Here is a 16063-nt window from a genome sequence, read left to right as displayed (position 1 = left end):
CACGCGTTCCGGCGCTCGACGCTCCTCCCGAACTCCACGAAGGGCACCGGACATGGGTCCCCATCCTGCGGTCGCGGCGATACGCCTGGCGGTCCGCCGCGTACTCCACGACGTACTCACCGAATTCCACCGGCACGCCGACCACGAACGGCCCGCCGAAGCGGCCAGGCGCCCCGCGCACGCCGCCCGCTCCCGCTACGCCGAGGCCGGCACGGCGGGCGCCCCCCGCGCCGCCCTCCCCGAACGGCCCGACACCCCGCTCGTCCTCGTCGCCTGCTCCGGCGGCGCCGACTCCATGGCGCTCGCCTCCGCCCTCGCGTTCGAGGCCCGCAAACTCGACGTCCGGGCCGGCGGCGTCACCGTCGACCACAACCTCCAGCCGGGATCCGGCCTCCGCGCCGCCGAGGTCGTCACCCGGCTCACCGCCATGGACCTCGGCCCCGTCGAGGCCGTCGCCGTGCACGTCGGGCGCGAGGGAGGCCCCGAGGCCGCTGCCCGCGACGCCCGTTACGCCGCGCTGGACGCCGCCGCCGAACGCCACGGCGCCGCCGCCGTCCTGCTCGGCCACACCCGCGACGACCAGGCCGAGACGGTCCTCCTCGGCCTCGCCCGCGGCTCCGGCATCCGCTCGCTCTCCGGCATGGCCGCCGCCTCCGGGCCCGCCGGCCGCTACCGCCGCCCCTTCCTCCAGCTCGACCGGCAGACCGCCCGCAAGGCCTGCCTGGTCCAGTCGCTGCCCGTCTGGGACGACCCGCACAACATCGACCCCGCCTACACCCGCTCCCGGCTCCGCCACGAAGGCCTGCCCGCCCTGGAGAAGGCGCTCGGCAAAGGCGTCGTCGAAGCCCTCGCCCGCACCGCCCAGCTCTCCCGCGACGACGCCGACGCCCTGGACACCTGGGCCGCCGAGGCCGAGCTCTCCGTACGCGACGACACCGGCCGGCTGGAGTGCGCCAAGCTCTACGTCCTGCCCCCCGCGGTACGCCGCCGGGTGCTGCGCCGCGCACTGATCGAGGCCGGGGCGCCCGCCGGCTCGCTCTTCGCCCGGCACCTCGAAGAAGTCGACCGCCTGATCACCGGCTGGCGCGGCCAGCGCGCCATCAACCTGCCCGGCCGCGTCGAAGCGATGCGGCAGGGTGGCAGACTGGTCATTCGGCAGAGCTGACGCGCAAGCGGCTGAAGTGCAGACGAACCGCCGCCGGCCCGGGCACCCCGGACCGGCGGGCCGGGCCGTCGGCAGCACAGAAAGAGACGTGGGTGAACGAGAAGGACATGGGTACCGACCTTCAGTCGGTGCTCCTCACCAAGGAAGAGATCGACGCGAAGCTCGTCGAGCTGGCCGCGAAGATCGACGCGGAGTACGCGGGCAAGGACCTGCTCATCGTCGGCGTGCTCAAGGGTGCGGTGATGGTCATGGCGGACCTGGCGCGCGCGCTGTCCACCCCCGTCACGATGGACTGGATGGCCGTCTCCTCGTACGGAGCGGGCACCCAGTCCTCCGGCGTCGTCCGGATCCTCAAGGACCTCGACACCGACATCAAGGGCAAGCACGTCCTGATCGTCGAGGACATCATCGACTCCGGCCTGACGCTGTCCTGGCTGCTGTCCAACCTGGGCTCCCGGGAGCCGGCCTCGCTGGAGGTCTGCACCCTGCTGCGCAAGCCGGATGCCGCAAAGGTCGCGATCGATGTGAAGTGGATCGGTTTCGACATCCCCAACGAGTTCGTCGTCGGCTACGGGCTGGACTACGCGGAGAAGTACCGCAACCTGCCCTTCGTCGGCACGCTCGCCCCGCACGTCTACGGCGGCTGACCCCGGCCGACCCGCCGGGGAACCCTCACTGCCCGCGGGCCGTTGGAGCTTCGAAAGCAGGTTTCTCCGCCGTACCCGGCAGTCGCGGGTGACGATGCTGGGGTACCGTCCGAAGAACAGTCTTTTCAAACAGCAGCATTTACCTACGGGCAGGAGGGACGGGGCGTCTTCGCTCCGTATGGATGGACGTGAAGCGATACTTCCGTGGGCCGGTCATGTGGATCGTGCTGGCCGTCCTCGCCGTGGTCGTGTTGATGCAGGTCGTCGGCTCGTCGGGCGGCCACAAGACGGTGGACACCGGCAAGGTGATCCAGGCGATCAGCAAGGACCAGGTGGAGCAGGCCAAGCTGACCACCGGTGACGAACAAATGGTCAAGATCGAGCTGAAGAAGGGCCAGAAGCTCGAAGGCGAGTCCGGCAGCAAGTTCCAGGCGAGCTACATCGGCAACCAGGGCGTCGAGCTCGCCGACACGCTCCAGACGAAGTTCGAGGCGGGTGACATCGAGAAGGGTTACACCATCTCGCCGTCGAAGCAGTCCCCGTTCATCTCGATCCTCCTCTCGCTGCTGCCCTTCGTCCTCATCGTGGTCGTCTTCCTGTTTCTGATGAATCAGATGCAGGGCGGCGGTTCCAAGGTCATGCAGTTCGGCAAGTCCAAGGCCAAGCTGATCACCAAGGACACCCCCAAGACGACCTTCGCCGATGTGGCGGGGTCCGACGAGGCGGTCGAAGAGCTCCACGAGATCAAGGAGTTCCTCCAGGAGCCGGCGAAGTTCCAGGCCGTCGGCGCCAAGATCCCCAAGGGCGTCCTGCTCTACGGGCCGCCCGGTACGGGCAAGACGCTGCTCGCACGCGCCGTCGCCGGCGAAGCGGGCGTGCCGTTCTACTCGATCTCCGGTTCCGACTTCGTCGAGATGTTCGTCGGCGTCGGCGCCTCCCGCGTGCGCGACCTCTTCGAGCAGGCCAAGGCGAACGCCCCGGCGATCGTCTTCGTCGACGAGATCGACGCCGTCGGCCGCCACCGCGGCGCCGGCATGGGCGGCGGTCACGACGAGCGCGAGCAGACCCTCAACCAGCTGCTCGTCGAGATGGACGGATTCGACGTGAAGGGCGGCGTCATCCTGATCGCCGCCACGAACCGCCCGGACATCCTCGACCCGGCGCTGCTGCGCCCGGGACGTTTCGACCGCCAGATCGCGGTCGACCGCCCGGACATGCAGGGCCGCCTGGAGATCCTCAAGGTGCACCAGAAGGGCAAGCCCGTCGCGGAGGGCGTCGACCTCGGCGCCGTCGCCCGGCGCACGCCCGGCTTCACCGGTGCCGACCTGTCGAACGTGCTCAACGAAGCGGCGCTCCTGACGGCGCGCAGCGACAAGAAGCTCATCGACAACGAGAGCCTCGACGAGGCGATCGACCGTGTCGTGGCGGGCCCGCAGAAGCGGACCCGGATCATGTCCGAGAAGGAAAAGAAGATCACCGCGTACCACGAGGGCGGACACGCCCTGGTCGCGGCGGCCTCCCCCCAGTCGGACCCGGTCCACAAGATCACGATCCTCTCCCGCGGCCGCGCCCTCGGTTACACGATGGTGCTCCCGGAGGAGGACAAGTACTCCACGACCCGCAACGAGATGCTCGACCAGCTGGCGTACATGCTGGGCGGGCGTGCGGCCGAGGAGCTGGTCTTCCACGACCCGACCACCGGCGCCGCGAACGACATCGAGAAGGCCACGGCAACGGCCCGCGCGATGGTCACGCAGTACGGCATGACGGAGCGCCTCGGCGCGATCAAGTTCGGCGGCGACAACTCGGAGCCCTTCCTGGGCCGCGAGATGGGCCACCAGCGCGACTACTCCGAAGAGGTCGCGGCACTGGTCGACGAGGAGGTCAAGAAGCTCATCGAGACCGCCCACAACGACGCGTGGGAGATCCTCGTCGAGAACCGCGACATCCTCGACACCCTGGTGCTCGAGCTCCTGGAGAAGGAGACGCTGGGCAAGGACGAGATCGCGGAGATCTTCGCCCCGATCGTGAAGCGCCCCGCCCGCCCGGCATGGACCGGATCCGCCCGACGCACCCCGTCGACGCGACCCCCGGTCCTCTCTCCCAAGGAACTGGCCCTCACCAACGGCGCCTCGGTCGCCAACGGTTCGGCCACCCCGCCGGAGATCGCCCCGACGGACCTGACGAAGGACATCGCCCCGTCCACCGAGGCGATCCCCGAGGACCGTCCCGAGAGCTAGCCCCGGACCGACTCCGGTGAGACCTCCGTCACGGGGGCCGACCCGGTCCCGGAATGGAAGCCGCGCCCCCCAGGTTTTAGCCTGTGGGGGCGCGGCTTTTCCGTATGCCTGCGAGGTTCGAGCGCAATCCGTGCATCGGACAGCACAGAGGAACGAGGCACAGATGACCGACCCGGTGACGTTGGACGGCCAGGGTTCGATCGGCGAATTCGACGAGAAGCGGGCCGAGGCGGCCGTACGCGAACTGCTGATCGCCGTCGGAGAGGACCCGGACCGCGAGGGCTTGCGGGAGACGCCGGGGCGGGTGGCGCGGGCGTACAAGGAGATTCTGGCCGGTCTGCGGCAGGAACCCGAGGATGTGCTCACCACGACGTTCGATCTCGGGCACGACGAGATGGTCCTGGTGAAGGACATCGAGATCATGTCGCTCTGCGAGCACCACCTCCTGCCTTTCCACGGTGTCGCACACGTCGGGTACATCCCGGCCGACACGGGGAAGATCACCGGCCTGTCGAAGCTGGCCCGCTTGGTGGACGTCTTCGCCCGCAGGCCCCAGGTACAGGAACGTCTCACCACACAGGTGGCGGACTCGCTCATGCGGATCCTGGAGGCGCGGGGCGCGATCGTGGTGATCGAGGCCGAGCACATGTGCATGTCGGTACGGGGCATCCGTAAGCCCGGCGCGAAGACCACGACGTCGGCCGTACGCGGACAGCTGCGCGATGCTTCGACCCGAGCCGAGGCGATGAGCCTCATATTGGCGCGCTAGCCCGCTTTGTCAGTGGTGCCCGATACGCTCCCCGGCCTGTGATGGTGAACAGGCCGGGGAGCGCCGCATGATCGATGGGTTACCGAGCAAGCAGACCGTGAACGCGGTGGGAGGGCGTCTCCAGGCCCGGGAGATCGCCGTCGGCACCAGGCTGTGGACGCTGGACGGGTCCCGCGCGGCACAGACGACGGTCACGGACGTCACGGCCGTCAAGGCGAGGGCAGCCGTGGAGGTCGTCACGAGCCATGCGGCCTTCACGGTCTCCGGGGACTTTCTGCTGGCCACGCCGGGTGGCTGGACCCGTGCCGAGGACGCGACAGGCAGCACCGTCGCGTGGACCCACGCGCGTAAACTCTGCCGCGAACGGCTCACGTTCCGCATGGGATACGCGTTCGGCTATTTCGTGGGGGCCACCTGCGCGGACGGCACGGTGGGCAGGAACTACGTCTCGCTCGTCGTGAACGACGAGGCGTTCGCCACCCGCTACGCGAGGTCCCTCACCGAGGCGACAGGCCTGGAGGCACGGCTTCAGCCCGTCGTGCGGCCCTCCGGGTACCTGGGCCGGGATGTCCCGGTCTTCCGGGTCCGGGTGGTGTCCTCCTACCTCGCCGACGCCCTGCGCCAGTACGCCGGCGGCGACGCGCACCACATGAGGCAGGCGTTTCCCCGGGTCGTGCTGCGGGACCGCGAGGTCTTCGACGGCTTCCTCGACGGATACGCGGACGGTGACGGGTGCCGTGCCAAGCACTGGGCCGGCCGGACCCTGGTCAGCGCCAACGTGCCGTTCCTCGTCGACCTCGCCGAGATCATCGGCGCACGGTTCACCCCGGCGAGGAAGGGCCTCGCATCGCACCTGGTCGTGGTGGACCGCTGGGCGGCGCGCGGCACGTTCCGGCCGGAGCATCACGACGCCGATCCCGTGGAAGCCGACTGGGTGACCGTCGAGTCCGTGCGACCTCGCCCCGCGCCAGGCAAGCCGTTCACTCTGTACGGATACCGGCTCCGGCCGCATCCCACGTTCCTGGTCAACGGGCACCTGGTCCGCGCGGCGACGTGACCGGCGCGGCGAACCCGCGTCCTGCGTTACGCCGCCGCCGTGCCCGTGCCGTCGTGGTCGTTGCCATCCTCCGGGAGGCGGCAGACGCGTTCCAGGAAGAGGGCGGCCGCGATGACGCCGATGGCGGCGATCACCGCCGCGCCCGCGTAGATCGCCTGGTCGCGGCGGGGCGGGATGTCGAGGTAGCTCAGGAGGAAGACGCCCGTGCCGCCGTACATGCCGGCGACCAGGGCGGCCACCAGGGCGCTCGCCTGGCCGAAGACGACCGCGCGGGCCGCGAACAGGGGCTCCACTCCCTTGGCGCCGGGGCGGCGTTCGCGTTGGGCGCGGAGGCGGGTGCGGGTGGAGAGGGCGGTCGCGAGGAGGATCACCGCGATCACGGCGAGCACGATCGACGCGGCCAGCGGGACGCTCGGCAGGGTGCCGAAGGAGTCCCAGAGGCGGGCTCCGCCCCAGGAGAGGACACCGGCGGCGGCGAAGAGGCCCGCCAGTACCCCGAGCCGTAGTTGCTTCACCGAGTGAGCCGCCCTTCGCGCCGCCTGTGCCCGGTCCGGCCGTGCGCCGGACCACCGTCCGTCGAGCCTAACGATTACTCCGGCAGGCGCAGTTCCAGGTCGGCGCGGGGCAGCACGCTGTCGCGGCCGACCGCCGCGAGCAGCTGGGCCACCGGGCCGGCGCCGGGCAGCTGGGCCTCGGGGTCCATGTCGTGCCAGGGGGCGAGGACGAAGGCCCGCTCGTGGGCGCGCGGGTGGGGGAGCGTGAGCACCGGGTCGTCGGAGAGGACGTCGGCGTACGACACGATGTCGACGTCGATGGTGCGCGGGCCCCAGCGCTCCTCGCGGACCCGGTCGAAGGCCTCCTCGACGGCCTGACCGCGCTCCAGCAGGGAGGCGGGGGGCAGGGTCGTCTTCACGAGGATGACCGCGTTGAAGTACGACGGCTGGCTGTCCGCCTCGACGCCCCAGGGCTCCGTCTCGTACACCGGGGAGACGGCCTTGACCCGCAGGCCCGGGGTGTCCTCCAGGGCGTCGACGGCCCCCTGGAGGGTCTCCAGGCGGTTGCCCAGGTTGGAGCCGAGGGAGATCACGGCCATCTTGGGGTTGGAGAGCGTGACGTCCGCCGCGTCCACCTGCCGGACGACGGCGGTCGGGACCGGCTGGACGGTCGGGTCGCTCTGCCCTTCGGTGGAAAATGCAGTCATGCTCGGCTCCGGGTGATGGTGATGGTCACGTCGTCGAAGGGGACGGTGATCGGCGCGTCCGGCTTGTGCACCACCACCTCGACCTCCTGGACGCCTTCGTGCTTCAGGCACTGCTGGGCGATGCGCTCGGCGAGCGTCTCGATCAGATCGACCGGCTCGCCCGTCACCACGTCGACGACCTCCTCGGCCACCACGCCGTAGTGCACGGTGCGGGCCAGGTCGTCGGTGGCTGCCGCGGGGCGGGTGTCGAGGCCGAGCACCAGGTCGACGATGAAGGTCTGGCCCTCTTCCCGCTCCCGGGGGAAGACACCGTGGTGCCCACGGGCCTTGAGGCCGCGCAGCGCGACACGATCCACGCGAATCACTCCTGCTGTCGTTGGTCGAGAGGCACCCGGCCGCGTGCGGGCGGCGAGGTGCCTTCTTTCGAATCTACCTGCGAGCACCGACAGTGCTCGCCCGTGGGGGCCATGGACAGCACCTCACCTGGCTGATAGCCGCCCATACCCGGCGTTCGGCGTTCCAACCCCTATCGGTCCCGTACCCACTCGGGAGGGTGTTTCCTCCTCAGGAGGCCGTTTCCTCGTCGTCGTCCTCGTCGGATTCCGTCAGGACGGGCGACCCGTGGTGGGACCAGAGCTTCCAGCCGTCGGCGGTGCGCCGGAACACGTTCGTGGCGACGACCAGCTGGCCCACGAGCGGGCCGAGCGCGCTGCCGTCCTCGGCGGGGCCGCCGCTGAGGATGTTCTCGGTGCAGGTGACCAGCGCCATGTCGCCGGTCATCGAGATGTTGACGTCGGTGAGGAAGAACTGGATGTACTCGGTGTTCGCCATGATCAGGGCGTAGCTGCGCAGCACCTCGCCCCGGCCGGTGAGCACCGGCCAGCCGGGGTGGACGCAGGAGACGGTGAGGTCCTCGCCCGGCAGCCAGCGGTCGGTGAGGTCCTCGTAGTCGCCGCGTTCCAGCGCCTCGTAGAAGCCGGTGTTGGCCGCCTCGACCTCCGCGATGTCGGCGGCGGCCCGTGCGTGTTCCTCGTTCACGCGGCTCCCTCGACCGCGCGGGCGACGCGGACGGCGTCGGCGGTGGCCCGTACCTCGTGGACCCGTACGGCCCAGGCGCCGGCCTGCGCGGACAGCGCGGAGACGGCCGCGGTCGCCGCGTCGCGTTCGCGGGCGGGCGGCGGGGCGGAGCCCGTACCGGCCAGGACATGGCCGAGGAAACGCTTGCGGGAGGCGGCCACCAGCAGCGGGCGGCCCAGGGCGTGCAGCTCGGTCAGGTGCGCGACGAGCGACAGATCGTGGGCGGCGTCCTTCGCGAAGCCGAGGCCCGGGTCGATCACGACGCGCTCCGGGGCGACCCCGCCCGCGATCACCGCGTCCATCCGCTGCCGCAGCTCGTCGAGGACCTCGGCGACCACGTCCTCGTACACCGCGCGGCTGTTCATCGACTCGCTGAAGCCGCGCCAGTGCATCACGACGAACGGGACCTCGCTCGCGGCGACGGCCGGGATCATGCCCGGGTCGGCCAGGCCGCCGCTGACGTCGTTGACCAGGACGGCCCCGGCGGCGACGGCCTGCTCGGCGACACGGGCGCGCATGGTGTCCACGGAGACGGTGACGCCCTCGGAGGCCAGCCCCCTGACGACCGGGATCACCCGGCGCAGCTCCTCGGCCTCGTCCACCCGGCTGGCGCCGGGGCGGGTCGACTCACCGCCCACGTCGACCAGGTCCGCGCCCTCGGACACCAGGTGCAGACCGTGCTTGACCGCGGCCGTGGTGTCGAACCAGCGGCCGCCGTCGGAGAAGGAGTCGGGCGTCACGTTGACGACCCCCATGACCGCACAGCGGTCCCACTCCGGCAGTCCTCGGATCGTGCCCCGCGCGCGTGACGTACTCATACGACCAGACTATGGGGTGTCCACCCCGTCTATACCGCGCTCACCTCGTGCTGCTCCGGCCCCGTGCGCCGCGCGTGGCCGCACGGGCGGCGCCTGCGGGGGCGGAACGGGCGGGGCAGCGAGAGGTTCACGAAGCCCTCCGCCTGCATCGCGGCGATCCCGATGCGGGGCAGGTCGCGGCTGGTGCGGAAGACCACGAAGCGGGGCTCCCAGCGCGGCTTGAACTTGGCGTTGAACTTGTACAGCGACTCGATCTGGAACCAGCGCGAGAGGAAGATCAGCAGCCCTCGCCAGCAGCGCAGCACCGGTCCCGCGCCCAGCCGCTCGCCGCGGGCCAGCGCGGAGCGGAACATCGCGAAGTTCAGCGAGACCCGGGCGACGCCGAGCTTCTCGGCGGCCTGGAGCGAGGCGACGATCAGCAGCTCGTTCATGCCGGGGTCGGCCGCGCGGTCGCGGCGCATCAGCTCCAGGGACATCCCGTCGTGGCCCCAGGGGACGAAGTGGAGGACGGCCTTCAGGTCGCCGTGCGGGGAGTCCTCCGTACCGGAGCCGGGCAGATGGGCGGTGGCGATCACACAGTCGCCGTCGGCCGGGTCGCCGATCCGGCCGAGCGCCATGGAGAAGCCGCGCTCGGTGTCGGTGCCGCGCCAGTCGGCGGCGGCCCGGCGGATCCGGTCCAGTTCGGTGTCGCCGATGTCGCGTGCCCGCCGGACCCGGGTCTCGTAGCCGTTGCGTTCGATGCGCTTGACCATCTGGCGCACGTTACGCATGGCGCGCCCGGCGAGGGAGAAATCCGCCACGTCCACCACCGCCTCGTCGCCCAGCTCCAGGGCGGTGAGCCCGGTCTCGCGGGTCCAGACCTGGCCGCCGGTCTCGCTGCAGCCCATCACGGCGGGCGTCCAGGAGTGCGCCTGCGCCTCGTCCATGAAGCGCTCGATCGCGCCGGGCCAGGCCTCCACGTCGCCGATGGGGTCGCCGCCGGCCAGCATCACCCCGGAGACGACCCGGTAGCAGACGGCCGCCTTGCCGCTGGGGGAGAAGACGACGCCCTTGTCGCGGCGGAGCGCGAAGTGACCGAGCGAGTCCCGGCCGCCGTGCCGCTCCAGCAGGGCCCGCAGCCGGCTCTCGTCGTCCTCGGTGAGGCGGGCGGCCGGGTGCTCGGGGCGGAAGGCGAGGTAGATGGTGGTGACGGCGGTCAGCAGGCCGAGCGCGCCCAGCGAGTACGCCACCGTCCAGGTGGTCCGCCCGGCGTAGTCGACGGGGCCCTCGACGCCGAACAGGCCGTACAGCACGTGCTGGAGGCGGTCGGCGATGGACGGGTCGCCGACGACCCGGCCGGGGTGGACGCTGACGATGATCAGCCCGAGCCCCAGCGAACCGGCGCCCAGGAGGACGAAGTTGGCGAGCGCGCGCCAGCGGCTGCGCGGGTCGGGCAGCGCCCGGAACTGGTCCCGGTGGCGCACCAGCAGAGCGCAGAGCGTCAGCGAGACGAGCACCCCGATGATCGAGTGGCGGTACGCGAACTGCGCCACGGCCCCCGCGGGCAGCAGGGCCACCGCCGCCCGCCAGGCCCGCCGCTTGTGCCGCTTCAGCCCGTGCGCGAGCAGCAGCAGGAGCACACCGGCGCTCAGCGAGAGCGCGGCGGCGAACGGGCCGAGCGCCCCGGGGAGCACTTCGGCCAGGGTGTGCATCCGGCTGTGCCGGAAGCGCGGGAAGACCCCGGCGGCGACGTCGATCAGCCCGACGACGGTGCAGGCGGTACCGACGAGAGCCGGTACGGATTCGGGGCGCGGCCCGCGGAACAACCGGCGGACGCGCTGCGGAACCGACACCGAATTATCCCCATCTAGCGTGACAGACATCGTTTCCCGTGGCTTCGCGAGAGATTCGTTGAGTCCGCCGGCCGGAGCCCCACGGACGATGTGCGCCCTCTAGGACGTGGGTTGCGGAGCGAGGGTTCACCCACATTCCGGAAATTTCCCGTTCCCGTCCCCTCTCGTCCCTTGTACGGAATCGCAGAGAAAGCTCACTCATGGGTCTCACCAGCACAGCAGTCCTCGCCGTCGTGGCGGTGCTGGCCGTCGCGCTCTTCGCCGCCACGGTCCGGTTCTGGCCGCGCCTGGCCCGGCCCGGCGCCGCCGCGGTGTCGGGCCGGATCGGGCTGCTCCTGGCGACCCAGCTGACGCTGTTCGCGGCGGTGGGTCTGGCGGCCAACAACGCCTTCCTCTTCTACGGTTCCTGGGCCGACCTCTTCGGTCGGCAGCAGGAGCTCGGCGTGGTCTCCGACCATGCGGGGAACGGGCCCGGCCCGCGGCACATGACGCGGATCGACTCCCAGCACCCGGACGTGCCGGGCGGCCGGGTGCCGGCGGTCGGCGGGCGGATCGACAAGGTGGTCGTCTCGGGGCGGACCTCGGGCATCGAGTCACCGGCGTACGTCTATCTGCCGCCGGAGTACTTCCAGGCGGCCTACGCCGGGCGGAAGTTCCCGGCGGTCGTGGTCCTCACCGGCTATCCGGGCACGGCGGAGAACCTGCTGGAGGGGCTGCGCTATCCGCAGACCGCGCACGAGCGGGTGAAGGCGGGCAAGGCGCAGCCGATGATCCTGGTGATGCTGCGGCCGACGGTCGCGCCGCCCCGGGACACCGAGTGCGTGGACGTTCCGAAGGGCCCGCAGACCGAGACGTTCTTCGCGAAGGACCTTCCCGAGGCCATCGCCGGGTCCTACCGGGTCGGGAAGAAGGCCCGTAACTGGGGCATCATCGGCAACTCGACCGGTGGCTACTGCGCGTTGAAGATCGGGCTGCACCACCCGGACCGGTACGCGGCGAGCGCCGGGCTCTCCGCGTACTACAAGGCCGCCGAGGACCCGACGACGGGGGATCTGTTCCACGGCCGGGACGAGCTGCGCGACCGCGCCGACCTGATGTGGACCCTGGAGAACCGGCCGCCGTCGGGCGGTTCGTTCCTGGTGACGACGTCACGGGAGGGCGAGGACAACCTCGGCGACACGATGACGTTCATCGAGAAGGTGAAGGCGCCCGCGAAGGTGTCGTCCATCGTGCTGGACAGCGGCGGGCACAACTTCACGACCTGGCGGCGGGAGATCCCGCCGGCCCTGGAGTGGCTGAGCGCCCGCCTCGGCGAGAACTGAGCCCGGCCGGTCAGCCGTCCGTGGCGAGTGTCGCCACCGTCTCCACGGCGACCTCGGCGCGCGGTACGTCCTGGGCGTCCGCGTCGATCGAGCGGCGCAGCGCCTCGTGCAGCCGGGCGGGGGTCAGTACGCCGAGGAAGCGGCCCTCGCTCTCCTTGTCGATGACCGCGATCCAGCCCGCGTCGTGCTGGAGCATGGTGGCGAAGGCCTGCTTGAGGGGCGCGCCGAGCGGAAGCCAGGCCTCCATGCGGCGGGCGTGTTCGCGGACGGTGCCCTTGGCCGTGGCGTCGGCGGTCGCGTCGGCGGGGATCCAGCCGTGGAGGTTGTCGCGGCCGTCCAGGACGACCGCCCAGCGAGCGCCCTGGGACCTGAGCCGTTCGGTGGCGGCGGCCAGCGGGTCGTCGAGGTGGACGACCGGCGGCTGGTCGAGGTCGCTCTCCTCGATGGGCGTCACCGAGAGCCGCTTGAGCCCGCGGTCCGCGCCGACGAAGTCGGCCACGTACGGGGTCGCGGGGGCGCCGAGCACGGTGGCGGGGGAGTCGAACTGCTCGATGCGGCCCTGCCCGTAGACGGCGATCCGGTCGCCGAGGCGGACGGCCTCCTCGATGTCGTGGGTGACGAACAGCACGGTCTTGCGGACCTGGGCCTGGAGTTTCAGGAATTCGTTCTGGAGCCGTTCGCGGACGACCGGATCGACCGCTCCGAAAGGCTCGTCCATCAGGAGAACGGGCGGATCCGCGGCCAATGCGCGGGCCACGCCCACGCGTTGGCGCTGGCCGCCGGAAAGCTGTTCCGGATAGCGGTCGCCATAAACGGACGGATCGAGTCCGACGAGGTCGAGGAGTTCGGCGGCGCGTTCGCGTCCCTTTCCGCGCTTCCAGCCGAGCAGATGGGGAACGGTCGCGGTGTTCTCCAGCACGGTCTTGTGCGGGAAGAGGCCCACCTGCTGGATCACATAGCCGATGCGGCGGCGCAGTCGGACGGGGTCGATGGTGGATATGTCGTCCCCGTCGAGGAATATCCCGCCCTCGGTCGGTTCGATCAGCCGGTTCACCATCTTCATGGTGGTCGTCTTGCCACAACCGGAAGGTCCGACGAGCGTGACCAGTTCACCCTCGGCGACCTCGAAGGAAAGGTCGTCGACGGCGGTGGTGCCGTCGGCGTACCGCTTGGTGACGTGCTCGAAACGGATCATGGTTCCCCATTGTGGAGGGCGTTCTGTGAAGGGCATGTTGCCGGAATGCGACAGCCTCCGCGATTGTCAGTGGTCGAGGATAGGCTCGCCAGTCATCAGTTCGATCCGGGGCGATCCGGGCCGGCGGGAGGAAAGCAGGAGGTGAGGGGCGGATGGCCGAGCAGAGTTGCCTGGTGACGAACGACTGGATCTGCGGGGAGTATCTCCGCTCCCGCAGCCAGGAGTTGACCGATGCGACCGTGCAGCACATCGGGATCACGGTGGTCTCGGTGCTGATCGGGCTCGCGGTCGCCTTTCCGCTGGCGCTGCTCGCCCGCCGCGGCCGGCGGTTCGCCGGACCGGTGCTGGGGCTGACGACCGTGCTCTACACCGTGCCCTCGCTGGCGATGTTCTCGCTGCTGCTGCCCCTGTTCGGGCTGTCGGCCGCGCTCGTCGTCACGGGTCTGGTGCTCTATTCGCTGACCATCCTCGTGCGCAACATCCTGGCGGGGCTCGAAGCGGTGCCGCAGGAGGCCAGGGAAGCCGCCCGCGGTATGGGGTACGGCCCGGCGCGGCTGCTGTGGGAGGTGGAGCTTCCGCTGGCGCTGCCCGCGGTGATGGCGGGGCTGCGGATAGCCACCGTGTCGACGGTCGCGCTGACCACGGTCGGCTCGCTCGTCGGCAAGGGCGGCCTCGGCAATCTCATCGAGGACGCGCTGCCCAGCTTCTTCAAGGCCCAGGTGCTCACCGCCTCGGTGCTGTGCGTGCTGCTCGCGGTGGCGGCGGACCTGCTGCTGCTCGGCCTCCAGCGGCTGCTGACGCCCTGGACCCGGATATCCGGGGCGGTCGTCCCGCCGTCCGGCCCGGTGAAGGCGGGGGCGTCCGCGTCCGCCCCGGCGAAGGTGGAGGTGGGCTGACCCGTGGGAGTCATCGGCGACGCCTGGACCTGGCTGACCACCGGGGCCAACTGGTCGGGGGACGGCGGGGCCGCGCACCGGCTCGGCGAGCATCTGTACGTGAGCGGGGTCGCCCTCGCGGTGGCCTGCGCGATAGCCCTGCCGCTCGCCCTGTATCTGGGGCACATCGGCAGGGGCGGCGCGCTCGCGGTCAACATCTCCAACGTGGGGCGGGCCGTGCCGGTCTTCGCGGTGCTGGCCCTGTTCATGGTCACGCCCCTGCGCAACTCGGGGTACTGGCCCACGATCATCGCGCTGGTGCTGTTCGCGGTGCCGCCGCTGCTGACCAACGCCTATGTCGGGATGCGGGAGGTGGACCGGGCCGTGGTGGAGGCCGCGCGCGGCATGGGGATGTCGGGCGGGCAGCTCTTCTTCCGGGTCGAGCTGCCGCTCGCCTACCCGATGATCATGACCGGGCTGCGGTCCGCCGCGGTCCAGGTGGTGGCCACCGCGTCGATCGCCGCGATGGTCGGCCTCGGCGGGCTGGGCCGGATCATCACCGCCGGGTTCAACACCTACGACACCGCCCAGGTCTTCGCGGGCGCCGTCCTGGTCGCCGGTCTCGCCCTGCTCGTGGAGGGCGTGCTGGTGGCGCTGGACCGGGCGCTGTCCCCGCTGCGCCGCCGCAGGCCCGCGTGAGCGTCCCGCAGCGCCTCGTTTCCGATCACCTTTCTTCTGGTCACTTTTCTTCTGTTCGGACGGAGAACAACACTTATGAGCAGGACCTCGCGGATAGCCGGAGCGGTCATCGGCATGGTGGCGCTGGCCGGGTCGCTCGCGGCCTGCGGCGGCGACAGCCTGGAGAAGGAGAAGGGCGGCTCGGGCTCCTCGGCCGGTGACGGGAAGAAGGGCTCCCTGGTCGTCGGCTCGGCCTCGTTCACCGAGTCCAAGGTGCTCGCCGAGCTGTACGCGCAGATCCTGGGCGACGCCGGATACAGCACCTCGATCACCACGGTGAAGAACCGTGAGCTGTACGAGCCCTCGCTGGAGAAGGGCGAGATCGACGTCGTACCGGAGTACGCGGCCACGATCGCCGAATTCCTCAACGCCAAGGTCAACGGGGCCGACGAGGCCCAGGCGAAGCCGGTGGCATCCGGGGACGCCGGGGCGACGGTCTCCGCGCTGAAGCAGCTCGCCGAACCGCTGGGCCTCACGGTCCTCCCGGCCGGGAAGGCCGTCGATCAGAACGCCTTCGCGGTCTCGAAGGAATTCGCCGAGAAGAACAGCCTGAAGACGCTTTCCGATCTGGGGAAGTCGAAGATCAAGGTCAAGATCGCGGCGGGCGACGAGTGCGAGGTGCGGCCGTTCTGCGCCCCCGGTCTGAAGAAGACGTACGGCATCGACGTCACGGGTATCGACCCCAAGGGCGTCGGCACCCCGCAGTCCAAGCAGGCCGTTCGTGACGGCAAGGTCCAGCTGGTCCTGACGACCACCACGGACGCGGTGCTGGACGGGCTGGTGTTCCTGGAGGACGACAAGAAGCTCCAGAACGCGGACAACGTCCTTCCCGTGCTGAATGCCAAGGACGCGGGTGCGCCGGAGATCGCCGCCGCGCTGGGCAAGCTCACCGCGGCGCTCACCACGGAGGATCTCGCCGAGCTGAACCGGAAGGTCGACGCCGAGCGGGCCAAGCCGGGCGATGTGGCCAAGGAGTATCTGGAGTCGAAGGATCTGATCAAGAAGTAGTTCTCGATCTCCGGGTAAAGGGCCGCGGAGAGAGCTTCCGGGGGGCCGCGAGGTAACCGGCGGAGAACAGATTGCCGGGCGGCCCCCCAAGTGGCGCGCACACACGGTAAATTTCAGGC

At 70.6% G+C, this 16063-nt stretch carries 16 protein-coding genes; 9 read left to right on the top strand and 7 right to left on the bottom strand.

Annotated features, from left to right (window positions below):
• The first annotated feature begins 52 nt into the window (after positions 1-52).
• From tilS to KV381_RS15885, 5 genes are all read left to right on the top strand, one after another.
• Positions 53-1165, top strand: a complete 1113-nt coding sequence (gene tilS / locus KV381_RS15905; protein ID WP_030625775.1) for a tRNA lysidine(34) synthetase TilS — start codon at positions 53-55, stop codon at positions 1163-1165.
• Positions 1166-1272: 107 nt separating this feature from the next.
• Entirely contained in the window at positions 1273-1812 is a 540-nt protein-coding gene (hpt, locus tag KV381_RS15900; protein WP_003968263.1) for a hypoxanthine phosphoribosyltransferase, read from the top strand.
• Between the two features lie 182 nt (positions 1813-1994).
• Positions 1995-4052 (top strand): ATP-dependent zinc metalloprotease FtsH, encoded by a 2058-nt coding sequence (gene ftsH, locus KV381_RS15895; RefSeq protein ID WP_030087941.1) that lies wholly within the window; start codon positions 1995-1997, stop codon positions 4050-4052.
• 163 nt (positions 4053-4215) lie between these two features.
• On the top strand, positions 4216-4821 hold the full coding sequence (gene folE / locus KV381_RS15890; protein WP_018514307.1) for a GTP cyclohydrolase I FolE: 606 nt from the start codon (positions 4216-4218) through the stop codon (positions 4819-4821).
• A 67-nt stretch (positions 4822-4888) separates the two neighbouring features.
• The gene (locus KV381_RS15885) at positions 4889-5878 is read left to right on the top strand and encodes a hypothetical protein (RefSeq protein ID WP_234024695.1); all 990 of its coding nucleotides are present in this window, start codon (positions 4889-4891) and stop codon (positions 5876-5878) included.
• A 26-nt stretch (positions 5879-5904) separates the two neighbouring features.
• Here KV381_RS15885 and KV381_RS15880 read toward each other — a convergent pair whose 3' ends face one another.
• The 6 genes from KV381_RS15880 to KV381_RS15855 all read right to left on the bottom strand — a co-directional run bounded on the left by KV381_RS15880 (position 5905) and on the right by KV381_RS15855 (position 10836).
• On the bottom strand, positions 5905-6393 hold the full coding sequence (locus KV381_RS15880; RefSeq protein ID WP_030087936.1) for a DUF3180 domain-containing protein: 489 nt from the start codon (positions 6391-6393) through the stop codon (positions 5905-5907).
• 74 nt (positions 6394-6467) lie between these two features.
• Positions 6468-7079, bottom strand: coding sequence for a 2-amino-4-hydroxy-6-hydroxymethyldihydropteridine diphosphokinase (gene folK / locus KV381_RS15875; protein WP_103507673.1), 612 nt, complete (start codon positions 7077-7079; stop codon positions 6468-6470).
• A complete protein-coding gene (folB, locus tag KV381_RS15870; protein ID WP_003968268.1) occupies positions 7076-7435 on the bottom strand; it encodes a dihydroneopterin aldolase in 360 nt (119 codons plus the stop codon). Before folB ends, folK begins: the two co-directional genes overlap by 4 nt.
• A gap of 208 nt (positions 7436-7643) precedes the next feature.
• Positions 7644-8117 carry a nuclear transport factor 2 family protein gene (locus tag KV381_RS15865; RefSeq protein ID WP_030087932.1) on the bottom strand — a complete coding sequence of 158 codons (474 nt, stop codon included), beginning with the start codon at positions 8115-8117 and terminating at the stop codon, positions 7644-7646.
• A complete protein-coding gene (gene folP, locus KV381_RS15860; protein ID WP_030087930.1) occupies positions 8114-8911 on the bottom strand; it encodes a dihydropteroate synthase in 798 nt (265 codons plus the stop codon). The genes KV381_RS15865 and folP overlap by 4 nt, the downstream gene beginning before the upstream one ends.
• A 92-nt stretch (positions 8912-9003) precedes the next feature.
• Positions 9004-10836: a phosphatidylglycerol lysyltransferase domain-containing protein gene (locus KV381_RS15855; RefSeq protein WP_050495787.1), complete on the bottom strand. Its 1833-nt coding sequence runs from the start codon at positions 10834-10836 to the stop codon at positions 9004-9006.
• Positions 10837-11006: 170 nt separating this feature from the next.
• Between KV381_RS15855 and KV381_RS15850 the strand changes: the two genes are divergently transcribed.
• A complete protein-coding gene (locus KV381_RS15850) occupies positions 11007-12128 on the top strand; it encodes an esterase family protein (protein WP_218785433.1) in 1122 nt (373 codons plus the stop codon).
• Between the two features lie 10 nt (positions 12129-12138).
• Here KV381_RS15850 and KV381_RS15845 read toward each other — a convergent pair whose 3' ends face one another.
• Positions 12139-13323: an ABC transporter ATP-binding protein gene (locus tag KV381_RS15845; RefSeq protein ID WP_193463853.1), complete on the bottom strand. Its 1185-nt coding sequence runs from the start codon at positions 13321-13323 to the stop codon at positions 12139-12141.
• Positions 13324-13475: 152 nt separating this feature from the next.
• Here KV381_RS15845 and KV381_RS15840 point away from each other — a divergent pair, with 152 nt between their 5' ends.
• From KV381_RS15840 to KV381_RS15830, 3 genes are all read left to right on the top strand, one after another.
• Complete coding sequence (locus KV381_RS15840) at positions 13476-14219, top strand: ABC transporter permease (protein WP_256995074.1); 744 nt, start codon at positions 13476-13478, stop codon at positions 14217-14219.
• A 3-nt stretch (positions 14220-14222) separates the two neighbouring features.
• A complete protein-coding gene (locus tag KV381_RS15835; protein WP_030087921.1) occupies positions 14223-14897 on the top strand; it encodes an ABC transporter permease in 675 nt (224 codons plus the stop codon).
• A 75-nt stretch (positions 14898-14972) separates the two neighbouring features.
• Positions 14973-15944, top strand: a complete 972-nt coding sequence (locus KV381_RS15830) for an ABC transporter substrate-binding protein (RefSeq protein WP_218785432.1) — start codon at positions 14973-14975, stop codon at positions 15942-15944.
• Positions 15945-16063 lie beyond the last annotated feature (119 nt).

The organism is Streptomyces sp. WY228, assembly GCF_019287315.1.
In the GTDB taxonomy this organism is placed as follows: Bacteria; Actinomycetota; Actinomycetes; order Streptomycetales; family Streptomycetaceae; genus Streptomyces; species Streptomyces caviscabies.
The sequence above is the reverse complement of the archived record's forward strand: the minus strand, read 5'-3'. Positions and strand labels throughout refer to the sequence as shown.